13 protein-coding genes are annotated in these 15,146 nt (G+C 52.7%); 7 read left to right on the top strand and 6 right to left on the bottom strand.

The window, feature by feature from the left end; all coding sequences use genetic code 11:
• The first annotated feature begins 198 nt into the window (after positions 1-198).
• From J4E05_RS02805 to J4E05_RS02785, 5 genes are all read left to right on the top strand, one after another.
• Positions 199-816 carry a TetR/AcrR family transcriptional regulator gene (locus tag J4E05_RS02805; protein ID WP_349592237.1) on the top strand — a complete coding sequence of 206 codons (618 nt, stop codon included), beginning with the start codon at positions 199-201 and terminating at the stop codon, positions 814-816.
• A 61-nt stretch (positions 817-877) separates the two neighbouring features.
• Complete coding sequence (locus J4E05_RS02800) at positions 878-1,846, top strand: alpha/beta fold hydrolase (protein ID WP_349592236.1); 969 nt, start codon at positions 878-880, stop codon at positions 1,844-1,846.
• 48 nt (positions 1,847-1,894) lie between these two features.
• A complete protein-coding gene (locus J4E05_RS02795; protein ID WP_349592234.1) occupies positions 1,895-2,332 on the top strand; it encodes a DMT family transporter in 438 nt (145 codons plus the stop codon).
• Positions 2,333-2,554: 222 nt separating this feature from the next.
• A complete protein-coding gene (locus tag J4E05_RS02790) occupies positions 2,555-3,478 on the top strand; it encodes a hypothetical protein (RefSeq protein WP_349592233.1) in 924 nt (307 codons plus the stop codon).
• Positions 3,479-3,665: 187 nt separating this feature from the next.
• Positions 3,666-6,107: a tetratricopeptide repeat protein gene (locus J4E05_RS02785; RefSeq protein WP_349592231.1), complete on the top strand. Its 2,442-nt coding sequence runs from the start codon at positions 3,666-3,668 to the stop codon at positions 6,105-6,107.
• Positions 6,108-6,174: 67 nt separating this feature from the next.
• On the opposite strand, the gene J4E05_RS02780 is transcribed toward J4E05_RS02785, so the two are convergent.
• The 3 genes from J4E05_RS02780 to J4E05_RS02770 all read right to left on the bottom strand — a co-directional run bounded on the left by J4E05_RS02780 (position 6,175) and on the right by J4E05_RS02770 (position 8,695).
• Positions 6,175-6,675, bottom strand: a complete 501-nt coding sequence (locus J4E05_RS02780) for a universal stress protein (RefSeq protein WP_085594172.1) — start codon at positions 6,673-6,675, stop codon at positions 6,175-6,177.
• 254 nt (positions 6,676-6,929) lie between these two features.
• Positions 6,930-7,757, bottom strand: coding sequence for a TIGR02186 family protein (locus J4E05_RS02775; protein WP_349592229.1), 828 nt, complete (start codon positions 7,755-7,757; stop codon positions 6,930-6,932).
• A gap of 14 nt (positions 7,758-7,771) precedes the next feature.
• On the bottom strand, positions 7,772-8,695 hold the full coding sequence (locus J4E05_RS02770; RefSeq protein WP_349592227.1) for a sulfite exporter TauE/SafE family protein: 924 nt from the start codon (positions 8,693-8,695) through the stop codon (positions 7,772-7,774).
• 133 nt (positions 8,696-8,828) lie between these two features.
• On the opposite strand from J4E05_RS02770, the gene J4E05_RS02765 reads away from it, so the two are divergent.
• Together J4E05_RS02765 and J4E05_RS02760 are read left to right on the top strand one after the other, a co-directional pair.
• On the top strand, positions 8,829-9,080 hold the full coding sequence (locus J4E05_RS02765) for a sulfurtransferase TusA family protein (RefSeq protein WP_349592225.1): 252 nt from the start codon (positions 8,829-8,831) through the stop codon (positions 9,078-9,080).
• Positions 9,081-9,095: 15 nt separating this feature from the next.
• Complete coding sequence (locus J4E05_RS02760; RefSeq protein ID WP_349592224.1) at positions 9,096-9,575, top strand: GNAT family N-acetyltransferase; 480 nt, start codon at positions 9,096-9,098, stop codon at positions 9,573-9,575.
• 234 nt (positions 9,576-9,809) lie between these two features.
• Here the strand turns inward: J4E05_RS02760 and J4E05_RS02755 are convergent, their stop codons facing one another.
• Genes J4E05_RS02755 through J4E05_RS02745 form a run of 3 tightly spaced genes read right to left on the bottom strand, consistent with a single transcriptional unit; the run spans position 9,810 to position 15,073 of the window.
• Positions 9,810-11,180, bottom strand: a complete 1,371-nt coding sequence (locus tag J4E05_RS02755) for a DUF2336 domain-containing protein (protein ID WP_349592222.1) — start codon at positions 11,178-11,180, stop codon at positions 9,810-9,812.
• Between the two features lie 12 nt (positions 11,181-11,192).
• Positions 11,193-13,061: a diguanylate cyclase domain-containing protein gene (locus J4E05_RS02750; RefSeq protein WP_085594164.1), complete on the bottom strand. Its 1,869-nt coding sequence runs from the start codon at positions 13,059-13,061 to the stop codon at positions 11,193-11,195.
• Complete coding sequence (locus tag J4E05_RS02745) at positions 13,058-15,073, bottom strand: sensor domain-containing phosphodiesterase (RefSeq protein WP_349592219.1); 2,016 nt, start codon at positions 15,071-15,073, stop codon at positions 13,058-13,060. The genes J4E05_RS02750 and J4E05_RS02745 overlap by 4 nt, the downstream gene beginning before the upstream one ends.
• Positions 15,074-15,146: the final 73 nt, after the last annotated feature.

Below are 15,146 nucleotides of genomic sequence, written 5' to 3'. Positions count from 1 at the left end.
TTACGATTTTGATTGGCATTTCAGGAAAGAATCGTCGCGATTTGAATTGATATCCGGCGAGTTTCCAGAAGGTAATGGTGCAAGCGGGTATGTCTGGCGACATGCCCGTTTGTTTTAAATTCAATCACATAAGAGCAAAGAATGAAGGTACTGTATTTTACGCTTGATTTGGGAATAAATGTTTCCTAAATACGGTGCATGACAAATAAAACCTCATCGCTTACAGCGGGTCAGCGCGGTCGCCCGCGTGAATTTGACATTGACGCTGCCCTTGACGGGGCCATTGCCGTTTTCACTCAAAAGGGGTTTCACGGGGTATCGGTTAGTGACCTGGCCGCCGCGATGAAGGTTTCGGCAGGCAGCCTGTACAAGGCCTTTCCCGACAAGCAGGCCATTTTTATGGCGGCATTGAACCGGTATATTGCATTACGCCAGCAAGAAATGGCGCAAAAAACAACCGGGTTTGCAACCGGTTATGACGAAATTGCCGCGATATTACAGGTTTATGCCGAATTGGCATCGGGCAAGGTTGGGCAGCTTGGCTGTTTGGTGGTGGCAGGCAATGTTGAACTTGCAAGCAATGATGAAAACATCGCCAGACGTATTGAAGGCCAGCTTTCCAGTTACGAAAAGCGATTTGCTGACCTGATTAGAAAAGGCCAGAACGACGGGTCTGTTCGTAAGGATATTGCCCCGGCGAGTACTGCAACCATGTTGCTGTGCCTGATCCAGGGAATGCGGGTTGTTGGCAAGGGCGGCTATTCATTGGTTGCCATGCAACAGATGATTTCGCAGGCATTAAAAATGCTGCTGTGATTTTTTTTGGTTATTTTGGGAATGTTTATTTCCAAAATAACCTTTGTAACAGGAAATGAAAATGACAAAACAGAATGAAGTTTTTAAGAGCAATGCAATGACGAAAGCCTGGGATAGTGAAGAAACTGGTTTTGATGCACCGCGTTTTTGGCAGGTCTTTGACCGGCATACGGCCCTGATAAAGGATGTGTCCCTGCATTATGTTGATGGCGGGACGGGGGCGCCGGTTTTGTTAATTCCAGGTTGGCCGCAAAGCTGGTTTGCATGGCGATTTGTGATGCAAACACTGGTTGCACAGGGACGCAGGGTAATTGCGATTGACCCGCGTGGCATGGGGGATTCAGACCATCCCGTTGCCGGATATGACATGGCGACAATTGCCAGTGAAATTTATGCATTTTTGCACCAAACAGAAGTTTTGGCAGAAGGGCCGATTGATGTTGTTGGCCATGATATTGGCACCTGGATTGGCTATGCCCTGGCGGTAGATTACCCTGATGTCGTGCGTACCCTGGCGGTTTTTGACGGGGCCTTGCCGGGAATAACACCTCCGCCGCCAGCAGGCATTCCTGACGAGGATGTAAACGTTAAAACCTGGCATTTTGCCTTTAACCGGTTGGATGATTTGCCGGAAATTTTAATTACCGGGCGTGAACGGGCATTTTTGACCTGGCTTTTTTCGGCCAAATCGGTGCAAAGCCATGTTTTTGATGGTCCGACAATGGATGAATATGTGCGGGTAAACACCCGGCCAGGGGCCTTGCGCGCCGCATTGGCATATTACAAAACGGCATTTTCACACGCAGGGCTGGCGCAATCGCGTAAGCGTGCGCTAGACCCGCTGACAATGCCGGTATTGGCCTATGGTGCGCAATATGGTGTGGGTGCGGTTTTGTTTAATACCCTAAATCAAATTGCAACCGATTGCCGGGGCGGCGTTTTTGCCGGGGTTGGACATTATATGCCCGAAGAATGCCCGGCTGAACTGGTGGCGCATCTCGACGAATTCTGGCGCATTTGCGGCGGGTAAAATTCGTTTCCTGCTGTGCGTTCACACCATTCCTGATGGAAAAATCCCATGTATCTGTTTTATGCCGTATTGGCATTTTCAGCCGGTGTCATGTTGCCTGTGCAGGCGGCGATGAATGCGCGGTTGGCTAAATTAATGGGGTCGTCGCTGTGGGCGGCCTCGTTTTCCGGTTTTGTGTTGACTTTAATTTTAGCGCTTGCCGGGTTTATGTCGCTGGGCAGTGTGCCGCGTATGACAGGGGCAGGGCATGTTCCGTGGTGGGCCTGGGCCGGTGGATTATGTGGTTGTGTTGTTTTATCGGCGACCACCATTGTGGCACCCCGCCTGGGCACAGCAAGCATGATTGCCCTGATCATGTCGGGGCAGGTATTATGCGCCCTTGTGATCGATAGTTTTGGAATGCTTGGTATGAATGCACAGCCGTTTGAATGGCAACGCGGCCTTGCTGCCGGGTTGTTGTTGATGGCAACATTTTTGCTGCGCTAGATGTGTGGCCCGGCATTTGACGGAAGGTGATTGTGGTTTCGCTATTTTGCCATTGTCATTGTCCAGGCCGGGCTGCGCAGGATTTTGCCTTATTTGACAGCTGTTTGTTTGGTATCATTGACACCGGATAAGGATAAAGGCAGCGCCATGTTGAAGATGGCCGGGCAAAACCCGATATAAACCATCAAGGTTCTGTTCAGGTTCCTGGCGCAGGGGCGGCAAATGCAGTTTTGGCACATGTTACATAACAGCCTGATCCGCGCGGTCGCCGTGGTGCTGTTTGTTGTGGTTGTTGGCCTGCCCGTGGCCGGTTACGCCGACCCGCCGGTGATAATGCCTGTGCGGTCCATTGACCTGCCCGGTGTGCAAAAATGTTATGATGACCCGCAATCGAGCGATTTTTGCGACCGTTGCAACGGGCCAAATTACAACAACACTTCGCTAACCAATTATGTTTTGTTGCGCGAAACCCTGAAAGCAGGCGGGATGGATGTGAATGTGGTCGGAATTGATTCGCCAAATTCCGCCCGCAGCCGCCTGATGGTAGCAGATGGCGTTGCAACAGTTAAAGCCGACTGGGATTTTAACATAGCTGGCAATGACAGTGTGTTGAAAAGTGATGCTTTTATTGAGGCTGGCGAACTGTTTAAAGGCATATATGGCCTGCCGGATAATTCAAATTTGCAAAAGGCTCGCGACCTTGACGATATTCGCAGGTTAACTGCGGTAAGTAACCCGCATTGGCGGCTGGACTGGATGGTTTTGACTGAAATGAACCTTGCCAGTTTGTACCCGGTGAGCACAACCGGACAGATGTATCATTTGATTGCACAGGGCCGGGCTGATTTTACGTTGCTGGAATTTTCACCACGTTCCGACATGATGCGCGAATTTGAAGGCGGCAGGTTGCTGCCGGTGCCGGGCCTGAAAGTGGCGATGCCAAATGCGCAACATTTTATGGTGTCGCGCCAGTCGCCCCGGGCCGAAGAAATTATTCAGACCCTTAATTCGGGGTTGATGAAAATTCGCGAAAACGGGCTGCTTTCCCGGTGCCTTCATCAGGGGGGGCTGGTTAATGCCAGTACACGTGACTGGAAAATATTAAATGCTGATAAGGGGATTGTCGCAAAAAACCGGTTTTATTAATCGTCTTATATCGCCGGGTTGTTTCTGTCGATTATTTGCGGGCGGATGGCTCGGCTATGATCAATGCATCTTGAAATAATTCAGAATGTATCATTGATCCCGACATCAATGATCTGTTTGATTGTTCGCAACTGAATTGCGTGGTTTGTTAACGCTTGGTCGTTATTGTTCGCGCATGAATATAAATGTGCGTTCTGATCGAATGGTTGAAAATTCATTGTCTGACCTGGGCGAGATGTTTTATTCGGCACTTGATTTGTTCGAGGCCGGTCATTTTGCGGAGGCCGAAGATGCCTGCCGCATGCTGACGCTTGCTTACCCGCAAGCGGTTGAACCCATGCATCTTGCGGGTTTGGTTGCATTAAAGCAGGGCCGGTTTGACATTGCTGCCGAACGCATGGGCCGCGCGGCAATTGCCGATGCCAGCAATGCCGAAATTCAGCATGACCATGCCCGTGCGCTTAAAGCGGCAGGTAAAAATCGCGATGCTGTCGGTGCGTTTAAACGGGCGATTCGCTTATGCCCCGATTCTCCGGCGTTGTATTGCAACCTTGCCAATACCTATCGTGATCTTGGCGATTTGGATCAAGCCCGCGAAAATTACCAGATTGCCCTGAACCAGGCGCCCGACAGCGCCGATATTAATGCAAATTATGCTGCCAGTCTGCGCGACAGCGGCGATCTGGAAGGGGCCGAAGCTGCCTGCCGACATGCGTTGTCGATCCGCGAGGATATGGTGATGGCACTGGTGCTGTTAGGGCAAATTCTGCTTGATCAGGGGCGGACCGTTTCTGCCAGTGATCCGTTGATGCGGGCCTTGCGGCTATCGCCCGGACACAAGACCGCCCTTACGGCATATGGCGAGGCGCTGTTTCGTCTGGGTCAGTTTGCCGGGGCGTTACATTGTTTGCGTCAGGTGCTGGCATTGGATCCCGATGCTGAAGGCGCACGCCGCACATTGGCTTTGCTTAATTTGCGGACCGGCCAGGGCAGCGAGGCCATTGCCTCGCTTGAGCCACTGGTGCGTCGCTATCCCGATGATCCCGAATTATTGCTGATGATGGGCGAGGGGTTAAGTCTTTCGGGCCGCCATAATGAAGCAGTTGAACGGTTTGGCGCGGCGATTGGGGCTGGCGGCGGCGATGATGCCGTGTTTCGCCTGGCTGTTGAGCTTTCCGAACAGACGGACGCCGCGATGGCGCACGAGGTTTTACAAAAAACCATTGACCGTAAAATTCGCAATGGCGATGACGCGACCCTGTTTCGCACTGCCAGGCGGTTGCTGTTTTCGCCGGTGCCAGTTGATATCAATGCGCAAAATGACGAGGTCGTTCGCGATATTGTTGAAGATGCCATTTTATCGGATGAAGAAAATGGTACTCAGACTGCACCCGGTCGTATCGACCCCATGACACTGACCCGGTTTCCGCCGGTTTGGCGGGCGGCATTGCGCCCGCACGGGGATGAGCAATTAATGGCGGTGGGCCGTTATTGGGAACAACTGGCGGCAGATGCCGATATTCCTGTGGTGCGGGACGCGGTTTCCACGCAGGGACGCAAGGTGCGGCTGGGTATTGTTTCAGCCAATATGTGCAATAACGGTATTGGTCGCTGGATTGCGGGGTTTGTCAGCGCGCTGGATCGTGACCGGTTTGACATTACCGTGGTGCGCCCGCCGCTGGGCGAGGACGACATTACATCGCGCATTGATGTTAATGCCGATCTGGTGGTGCGCCTGCCGCTGGACCCGAAACATTCCGCCGGAGTAATTGCCGGGCTGGAATTTGATGTGCTGCATTATGTTGATGCGCAAGCCGACGCCTATACCATGTTGCTGGCAAGCTGGCGTTTGGCACCGATACAGGTGGCGGGCGGTGGTATTGCCGCAACGACCGGTTTATCGAATATGGATTTTCATTTTGTCGCCGATGACTGGGAAGCCGCTGGTGGCGAAGGGCGCTATACCGAAAAGCTGGTGCGTTTGCCGGGCTTGTTTGTCAACGGGGAATGTCCGTCTGTACCCGAACAGTCAATGCGGGATTTACAGCGCCAGTGGCGGATAGATGAAGATCGCAACAGTTATTTATGCCCGCAGCCACTTGATGTGTTAAGTGCCGATTTTGACCCGCTGATTGCCGAGATCTTGCGTCTTGATGAAACCGCCGAATTGTTGCTGATTGCGCCGGAACGTGACACATGGGACGCCGCATGGGGGCGGCGGTTTGCCGTTAATCATGGTGATGTTGCCGGACGGATGCGGTTTGTGAATGTGCGCAACCGTGCCGAAATGCTGTCATTGCTTGGCGCGGTTGATGTGGTGCTGGAAAGCCCGGCCTGGAACGATGCCATGCTGGGGTTTGATTGCCTTGGCCTGGGTGTGCCGTTGGTAACCTTGCCAGGCAAGGAAGCCAGAACACGCCGCAGCCACACTTGTTACCGGCAAATTTCGGTGTTTGATTGCGTTGCCTATAATTCGGCGGATTATGTTGAAACAGCTTTGACACTGGCGACCGATAAACGTCGCCGGTCGGTTATTGCGCAAGCCATTCGTACCCGGTCGCATGTTTTGTTTGGGCAAAAGGAATCTTTTGTCGCTTATATGGATTTTCTTGAACAGCAAACGGCCTGAACAATTTGTCAGGCCGTTTTTAAAGTCGGGTTCGATATTGATAGCGGGCAAAATTGGTCGTTCAGCCCTAGCTTAGCGCATCAATATCCGCATCGGATAGCGCTGCCGGTACGATGGTCAGGGGCAAACGAAGCTGGCCGACAACATCGCTTTTGGTCAGGGCCGTAATCAGGGGGCCCGGGCCTTCATTATTGGCGCTGGCAGCCAGAACCAGAATTGAAATCTGTTCTTCTTCCAGCACACTCAGAAGTTCATCCTTGATGCGGCCTTCGCGAATGAACAACAATGGCATGAAGCCGGTCTGTTCATGCACATAACCTGCCAAATCATTGATCCGGTTTTCGGCGTTTTCGCGGGCTTCTTCCTGCATCAAATCACCAACGGCCATCCAGTGCTGAAATTCTGCCGGTTCGATAACGCTAAGCAAAGCCACCCGTCCGCCGGTATGTTGTGCGCGGCGACAGGCATATCGCAATGCCTTGGTCATTTCATCGCTGTCATCGACAACTACCAAAAATGTTCGGTTATTCGAACTTAGTAATTCTCGATCATCTTGGTTGGAGTTCATCGGTTCCTGCCCTGTGATGATTTTACAGTGGGGTTCGGTGTCGCCTCAACACAGACTGCGGTGGCACCATGTTTTTTGAAATTGTGCCGCATCAAAGGGCGATTATCCAAGCTATTTTTAGCCGGTTTGCTGCATGGCTGCATGCAATAAATTTGCGGCACGCCAGCTTGACAGCATTAATCCGCAGCATGTCGTAAGGAAAACCGGGCCAGTTTTACAGTGGCATTGCATGGGAAAATAAGGGGCGGGGAGGGTTAGTTTTTGCGAAACAGAACACTTGCAACCCAACCGGCGATCCCTGCAATGATGACGGCGATAATGCCGTAAAGCGCAGAATAGCGATGGGCAAAGTCATAAACATCGGCACTGACACCGGTTTTGGAAACGACAAGCGGTGTACTTTTGATGCTGGCAATGCGCCCGTCACGGATCAAATAAACATCAATCACGTAGGTACCGGTTGGGGTGTTGGCCGGAAAATGAACATCGGTACGAAAAAGCTGATTGGATAGAAAACTAATTTTTGCGGGCTTGTCGTTAAACAGGCCGACATATTCCATATTGCGCAGCAAGGCATCGCGATACAGGCTGTCATCTGTATCGTCGCCATTCATCGTGGTGACAAATCGCTGGTTTTGTAGCCCGATATGGTAGGACGCAAACAGCCGGTCATTGGCGATCAGCTCGATCGGGCGGCTGGCCGCTGTGGCATAATATGTAGGGACATTGCGAACATAAGCACTTTTGGTGTTGATCCAGATGCCTGCCTTGCGTTCCTTGCGGCGAACAATCATGTCGCGTTCGGGGCCGCGAACGGTAATCACAACATCGCCCTTGTTTTCAATCGCCCCAAAAAGCAAAACATCGGTGCCGGTAAAACCGGTGCTGATCGCCACCAGGTGGTTTGACAGATCAACGACCAAAGGGTCGGCTTTGGCAGGTTTTATCGCCACCAGTGCTGTGCAAAGCAGGGCGGTGAACAGGGCAAAAGACAGGTCAATACGGCCGAATTTTTGGCGCTGTACAGGATTGTGTCGCGCAGCGGCTTGCGCGCGACAAACAATTGCGACAAGCGAAGCCATAGCCGATGCCACCATCACAAATTCCCCGGCGCAACAGAGAACAGATCGTTCGGGGTGATGACGAGGTCGAGTGCCAGCTTGATACACACGGCCAGAACAAGGGCGGCCAAACCGGCACGAAGATATTCAGCCTTGATTTTGGCACCAAACCGCGCCCCGAACTGCGCACCAACAACCGCGCCCGATACCAGCAACAATGCCAGGGCCACATCCACGGTGTGGGTCTGGATCGATTGCAGGATGGTAACGTTGGCTGAAACGAAAATGATTTGAAACAGGGAAGTGCCGATAACCACGCTGGTTGGCATACCCAGAATGTAAATCATGGCCGGAACCATGACAAAACCGCCGCCAACCCCCATTAAGGCCGTCAGCAAACCAACCAGAAACCCGACCAGAAGGGGTAAAAGCGCGCTGACATAAAGGCCGGAACGATAAAACCGGACCTTAAGCGGCAGACGATGCAAAAAACCGTGTTGATGTTTTTTGCTGCGCCGGACGGTGCCGCTTTTGCGGCGGGTGCGGAAAATGGCGCGCGATGCCTCGATCATCATCATGCCGCCAATGGTGCCCAGAAACACCACATAGCATAGCGAAATAACCAGATCGATTTGCCCCAGCGACCGTAGCCAGGCAAAAATCCCCACCCCGGACGATGACCCGGCAAGACCGCCGACCAGCAACACCAAACCCATTTTGACATCAACATTGCCACGCCGCCAATGGACGATGACACCCGACAATGAAGACGCAACAATTTGATTGGCGGCAGTCGCAACTGAAACCGCAGGCGGAATGCCAAAAAAGATCAAAAGCGGTGTGATCAGAAATCCACCACCAACGCCGAACAATCCGGACACAAATCCGACGCCGCCGCCAAGACCTAAAATAAGCAGTACATTTACCGACATCTCGGCGATAGGCAGATAGATTTGCATTGCGGCAGCACAGGCGTGAGCGTTTGATTGATTATTGAAGGCCAGTCTAACATATTGTGCAAATGCAACAATCGCCAAATCATCGCAGGGACCAATTGAACGGCCGGATGATGAAAAATATGAAGGAAAAGCCATGACTGTTTCGCCACAGGACCCTTTTAGCCTGGTTTTGGACGCACGCGGCCTGATGTGCCCGATGCCGGTTTTGAAAACCAAAAAGGCATTGCGTGATGTTCCGATAGGCGGCGTTATAAAAGTAATGGCAACCGACCCGGGTTCGGTTGCAGATATGAAGTCTTTTTGCGAGATGACGGGCAATGTATTGCTGGCGTCATTACAGGAAGACGATGTGTTTGTTTACCATATTGAACACCGCGCCAGTTAACGGAGCCTGATATCTATGAAAGCAGAACAGATTGTTTGGTGGCACGGTCGTTTTGATGACCTGGGACTGCGGCAGTTGCATGATTTGCTGATGCTGCGCCAACAAATTTTTATTATCGAGCAAAACTGCATTTTTCCCGAAATTGATGGCCTTGATCCGCTGTCATTTCATGTTTTGGGCCAGATTGATGGTAAGGTGGTGGCTGCAACGCGCATTGTGCCCGCCGGTATTGACCCGCATCACAGTGCGCAGGGAAGCGACCCGGCAATCGGGCGGGTGGTTGCGGCATCGGCCTTGCGCGGTCAGGGTGTTGGTCGCGCTATTATGATGCAGTCGATCCAGGCGTGTGAAAAACATTTTTCGGGGTTGGGGGTGTTCCTGAATGGCCAGCAACATCTGGAACGATTCTATCAGGGCCTGGGCTTTATTACAGAAGGTGATCCGTTTGACGAAGACGGTATCCCACATATTTCCATGCGACGCCCGGCCATTTAAGGCCCATATTGGCTGGCAGAAAATAGTGAACCGGCGCGGGTTTTGCCCGATGCACACGCGAATGCAGAAAGATCAACGCGCTCGGAATTCTAAACGGTTAGGGGCAGAAGATAGCGGGCAGGATGGTGCCAAGGTGATGCTAAGCGCAGTTTTTAACGGCAGATATTTCCTTATAATTCAACAGACGCCCCGATATCAGGGGAGCCTGTTGTAAATATTTGATGGCTTGTTGTTTTAACGCACGCCAACTGTTGCCATGCCGGTAAAAAACTCAAGCTGCCAGAGCATGTCATCCTCGCTTAGCGGATAAGTATTTCCTGAACGTGGGTTAAGTGCCTGTCCGGGGGGGACATGGCCCAGTTTGACCTGTATTTTCACGGCCAGATCGGCAGGGAGGCCTGCCTTCCACGCCAATGAAACAACCCCTTTGGCTGAATGGGTGTTTAACACTTTTGCCACGGCCTCGGACGGAATTCCTGCCCTCACAGCAAGCGCTGCCCGGGCAAACTTAACATCATTTTCGGTCATCGCCGTTGAAATGCGGGCGTCCGTCAGCTTGCCTTTGGCATGCAGGTCCAGTGCCATCTGATAGGCTTCGGTTTCGTTGGAGCCTGCGGCCTCGTCGTCTGGTGTTGCGGCTTTGTCCTTGTAGGTATTGTTCTTTTTGCTGCCTTTTTTGTCAGCTTTTCCCTGACGGTTTACTGCGGCACTGAATTCACCGGATTCGATCCGGCGTTCAACCACTTTGCGCACCATGGCAAGCTGGTCGTCTTTTAAATCCTTGCGTCGCTCCAGCACCGATATCAGGTTCTGGGCGACAAATCGGGCCAGTTTGCCCGCTGCAGACGGACCAAGGGCGGGGCGCTGTACCAGCGGTTCGTGCCATTGCTGAATATCGGGGGCACGATCAATAAGCTGATCGAGGGTTTCCTCGCGAATTTGCGCAGACCGGTTGCCAAGCAAATGCGATATCGCATCGGTATCGGTGGTGGCGGCAATGGCGTCTGACAGACGTTCGCTTAGATTACGGCGCTGCGACACAAAACTGAGCGCACCTGATGCCGTATTGGTTTCAATGATTTCAAGCAGGTCAAGTTCGGTCAGGACCGGCGAATATTGCAGGATTGGACCACAAACAACCGTTTCCGTATCGCGTGCAAGCTGGGTAATAATCGGTTGCGGCGCATGAACCAGATCCTTCAGTGTTTCGGCAATAACCTGCCGCACCTGAATGGCCTGATCACGCGCCAGTTTTTCCAGCGCCTGATAGGTCATGCGGCGTAATTTATCGGTTTCGTTCGGTGTTAACCCGTCCGACAGATTGGCAATTTTTTGTGCCAGTGTCCCGCGGACATCATCGTCCTTGTCGTCGGTTAACAGCAGGTCCGCCTGAACCGGTGTTGCCTCGTTTTCCGCGACATGGCGTCGAACCGATGCCTCGGCGTCATTTGCCAGAAAATATAAAATTTCCGGTCGGGTGTCATGGCGTTGCGCAAGGGTTCCGCGAACATGGGCTGCCGAACTGGCGGCCATATCCTTGGCTTCCTCATAGGAAATTGGCGTTTCCTTGCGCCGCGTAAAGACACGCTGCAAAAAACCCTTCATCGGGTAGGCTCCCTAGTCAGTTCTGGTTGGCGTATGCACACCAACAGGTTCGGCAATGGCATAGCTGCCCTTGCCGTGTTTTTTTACAAAATACATTGTGTCATCAGCACGTTGCACCAAATCGTCAATGTCTTCGGTTTCATTGATTTCGTGAACCGCGATACCCAGCGATATGCCCAATGGCCGGTCTTCCCGGCCTGATAACGGGCGCAAGGTGGCGCTGGCGCTAATCAGGTCTTTGGCGCGGCTTTCGGCGGCATTGCGATCAGCACCATCCAGCCATACGACAAATTCGTCGCCGCCCAGTCGCGCAACAAGGTCGCCAGGGCGGGTGTTATCCTGCAGCATGCGGCTTAATGTCAGGATGGCTTCGTCACCGCGTTGATGCCCGTGCACATCATTGACCAGTTTGAAGTTATCCATATCAACATACATCAGCGCGGCCGGGCTGGGCTGGTGAATAAGGCGGGCATAACGGCGTTTCAATTCATCAAAAAACGCCCGCCGGTTTAACAGGCCCGTCATACCATCCGTTCGCGATAACATAACAATGCGGTCGTGGTTATCAGCCTGTTCAATAGCAATGCCGATTTGGTCGGCAACGTCATCCATAATGGAGCGTTCGCCCTCGTTGGGAATGGGATGGTCGCGTTCAAACATAAAGGCAACAGCGCCATTAACCCGGTGGTGATAATGACAGCGGCGGATTTTGATCCAGTAATTGCCATTTTCAATTTCCTGGTTATCGATATCGACAGGCAGGGAATTTAAAATTTCGGCAGCAATTTTTTTGCAGGCATCGTCGCCTTGGCTGGCAACGTCAACCATGTCGCCATCTTCGTGTTCCGGACGAAAAATGACGCAGGCAGCACAGGCAAGGGCCCGGGAACTGGCCGTGGCAGCATTGCGCAACACTTCGGTCGGGTTGATTTCATCGCGCATGGCCCGAACGATATAGGTAATTAACCGGTCGCGGTTCCGGGCGTTGGCAATTTCTGTTTCATGCTGGCGTTGTTCGGTAATGTCATGGGCGAGGCCGCGTGCCCCGCACCATTTGCCGTCGCGATTAATGATTGGCGTTGCCGAAACCGACAGGCAGGCGCTGTTGCCATTAGCACGGTAAAACCAGATCGGCATGTCGCGTACAGCACGGATTGTTTTAAAAACCTGTTCGGCATCCTGATCGTTTTTTTCGATCATAAAATCGATTGGCAGGCGGCCCAACAGTGATTTTGCCTGATAATCCATCGCGCCACGCGGGGATACAAAAACAAATTTGCCGCTTTCGTCGGTTTCCCAGGCAAAGGCCGATGAAACCTCGACGATATCGCGATAGCGCTGGCGCGAATCAATCAGTGCCTCGCGCAGGTTGCGGTCCATCGATACGTCGCGGGGCAGCAACAAAATAAAGTCATCCCGCATTGGCAGTGCGGTGAGTTCAAGCGTTGCCGTACCGCGCTGAACCTCGAATGTCAAAAGTTCGACAACGCCGCCTGGCGTCTCAAGCGCACGGGCGATCAGCGCGACAATTTCCGGGAACAGTCCTTCGCGAATGCCGTCGGCAAAACCCATGGCGTTTTTATTGGCAAATAATGGCGTGCCGTTTTGCCGCATCACCATTACCGGGGCCTCTGCCTGGGCCATGGTGGATGGTTCAAGTTCAAATCGCAGGGCGTTCTGGTCAACATCGCTGGCATCGTGCGCGTTCAGGGTGCCGCTGATGGCAGCGGCGCGGCGTTCGCGCAGGGTGCTCGGGTCAGACTGGGCAATATCGGCAGGATTGGCACGGGCAGGTTCAACCGTTTCAACCTGTGTGTCGACAGCGGAGGGTACTTTCTCACGGACTGATTTCTTTTTACGATAGATCAGGCGAGAAATCATCGGCGGTCTCCTGCTGGCGGGGGGGTATTTGCGTTATTGCTTCCCGCCAATGGATTGTTTTTAAGGGTAAAATGAACAGTTTCAGGATGACCAAAATGGTATCCCTGACCAAAATCGATGCCAAGGTCGCGCAGCATTTCGAAGGTCGCGACATTATGGATCATTTCGGCAATTGTGTTGATTTTCAAATCACGACACAGTGACGCCGTGGCCTTTAAAAAGGCCCGGCCCTTGGGGTTGGCAAGGGCGGTTTGCATGGCGCGACCATCAAATTTGATAACGTCAACGTCAAGCGCGCTGAGATATTCAAAATTGGCGGCCCCGGCGCCAAAATCATCCAGGCACACCATATGCCCGCGTGACCGCAATTGCTGCAAGGTGGCATTGACCAGCCGTAAATTGGTGATGCGGGCTGTTTCGGTGACTTCAAAATAAACCAGTGACGGGTCAATGGCGAAATCGTCAAGAACCTGCAAAAGGGCGGTATCAAATTCGTGCTGCTCAAGCGAATGCCCGGACAGATTGATTGCGATATGCATGTTGGGCGGGCATTGTTCCGACGACATATATTCCAGCACTTTGCGGCACATCGCCAGGTCAAATTCAGTGATCAGGCCGGTACCTTCGGCAAAATGAATAATCTGGTCGATGGCAAGGGTGTCGTCTGTTCCCGTAAAGCGGGCGAGGGCCTCGTAATGGTGAATTTTTTCATCATTCAGGCTGACGATTGGCTGAAGAGCGACGGTAAAGGACCCGTTTTTAACAATTTCGCGAAATGCCCGTACCGATTTCATTGTTTCCTGAATAAGCCCGGGCAGGCTGGCAGAAAGTTTTTCGGCACTGACATCATCACGGGTATCGCGTCGAGCGTGCAACCGGTTAAGAGCATAGGCAACCGCACGTGTCAGGTTGGTGGTGAAACCATCTCCCTCAACATCATGCTGATGATGTACCGCGTGGGCAACCTCATAGTCAGGGCCTTCAAAAACCGGTTCGTCGGCGTCGGATTCAAGCTCGATTAGGGAATGGGCGACATTGTGCAGCACACCGAACGCATCCTGTTCGGTCTGTGCAAGACTGGCCGGGTTACCTTCCGACTGAAATGTTTGCAACGCGGGGGATGTGTTATCGATGTCGGGTGTCGTTTGGGTGGTTTCATCAGATGGCGACGCTGATGCTGTTGCGTCCTGCGCGGGCTCGCCTTGCTGTATGTCGCCGGTTTCAGAAAAGGCAGGGTCGTTTAAATCGGCGCGCAAGGCACTGGCATAGGCCACAATCCGGCGTTCCAGTTCGATCATGGGTTCATGCATGCCCGGGCGGTGAGACGGTTGCGCACCGGGGTGATCGTCGCGGTTGCGTTGACGGATCATGTCGGAAAGTTCGTTGGCCGCTTCGGTCTCGGCGCGGCTGCGTGCGGCGGCCAGGTTTTCAAGAACAATCAGTGCTGTGTTGTGGTGTGTTGGCTGATCTGGTTCGTCCGTGTCAGGTAATTCGTTAAAACGCGACATCGCTGTTTCCGGCACAGATAATTTTCCGGTCGTTTTTTTTCGTGCCAGCCGGGTTCGACCAGACATGCCCTGTTGCAGGATAAGCCGGTCGATGCCGTGACGTGCACGGGGGCGAATTGCCCGATGACGAATTGCAAGAAAATACCGGCCAACCGGATCAGAGATCAGATAACCGCTGATCGATATGGGTAAAACAGATGATGGCGTGGTGTGTGTCGCGGGCACCTGAAGGTCGAGATCAAGTTCTTCCAGCCGTTTTATACCGGTGCTGCTGTGCAGATAGGCCCGCAAAAGCGGACGTTCGGCCGCCACAATCAATTGTTCAAGGGCTTCGCCAACAAGGCGTTCGGGCGTGCAGCCCAGCAAACTTTCAATCGCACCGGCAGCAAAAAGAACATAGCCGTTTTCGTCCACTTCAAGCAGCATGTCGGCCCAGCAAAACGCCATCGCGGCCAAAAGGTCGCGGTCTGTTTCGCCAATATCTGCCGAAGAATGTTCTGTCATTCCATGACCGCCAAGCTATTCTTATGTTGTTATAGACCAGCTATCAGGTCCGATTGATGCTCGCCAATGGTAT

It is taken from the genome of Thalassospira sp. NFXS8 (assembly GCF_040148805.1).
Lineage (GTDB): Bacteria > Pseudomonadota > Alphaproteobacteria > Rhodospirillales > Thalassospiraceae > Thalassospira.
The sequence above is the reverse complement of the archived record's forward strand: the minus strand, read 5'-3'. Positions and strand labels throughout refer to the sequence as shown.

What these genes read in the sequence shown, in the direction of transcription:
- J4E05_RS02805 (WP_349592237.1), top strand. Translation starts at nt 199, where the DNA reads ATGACAAATAAAACCTCATCGCTTACAGCGGGTCAGCGCGGTCGCCCG.
- J4E05_RS02800 (WP_349592236.1), top strand. Translation starts at nt 878, where the DNA reads ATGACAAAACAGAATGAAGTTTTTAAGAGCAATGCAATGACGAAAGCC.
- J4E05_RS02795 (WP_349592234.1), top strand. Translation starts at nt 1,895, where the DNA reads ATGTATCTGTTTTATGCCGTATTGGCATTTTCAGCCGGTGTCATGTTG.
- J4E05_RS02790 (WP_349592233.1), top strand. Translation starts at nt 2,555, where the DNA reads ATGCAGTTTTGGCACATGTTACATAACAGCCTGATCCGCGCGGTCGCC.
- J4E05_RS02780 (WP_085594172.1), bottom strand. Translation starts at nt 6,675, where the DNA reads ATGAACTCCAACCAAGATGATCGAGAATTACTAAGTTCGAATAACCGA.
- J4E05_RS02775 (WP_349592229.1), bottom strand. Translation starts at nt 7,757, where the DNA reads ATGGCTTCGCTTGTCGCAATTGTTTGTCGCGCGCAAGCCGCTGCGCGA.
- J4E05_RS02770 (WP_349592227.1), bottom strand. Translation starts at nt 8,695, where the DNA reads ATGCAAATCTATCTGCCTATCGCCGAGATGTCGGTAAATGTACTGCTT.
- J4E05_RS02765 (WP_349592225.1), top strand. Translation starts at nt 8,829, where the DNA reads ATGACTGTTTCGCCACAGGACCCTTTTAGCCTGGTTTTGGACGCACGC.
- J4E05_RS02760 (WP_349592224.1), top strand. Translation starts at nt 9,096, where the DNA reads ATGAAAGCAGAACAGATTGTTTGGTGGCACGGTCGTTTTGATGACCTG.
- J4E05_RS02755 (WP_349592222.1), bottom strand. Translation starts at nt 11,180, where the DNA reads ATGAAGGGTTTTTTGCAGCGTGTCTTTACGCGGCGCAAGGAAACGCCA.
- J4E05_RS02750 (WP_085594164.1), bottom strand. Translation starts at nt 13,061, where the DNA reads ATGATTTCTCGCCTGATCTATCGTAAAAAGAAATCAGTCCGTGAGAAA.
- J4E05_RS02745 (WP_349592219.1), bottom strand. Translation starts at nt 15,073, where the DNA reads ATGACAGAACATTCTTCGGCAGATATTGGCGAAACAGACCGCGACCTT.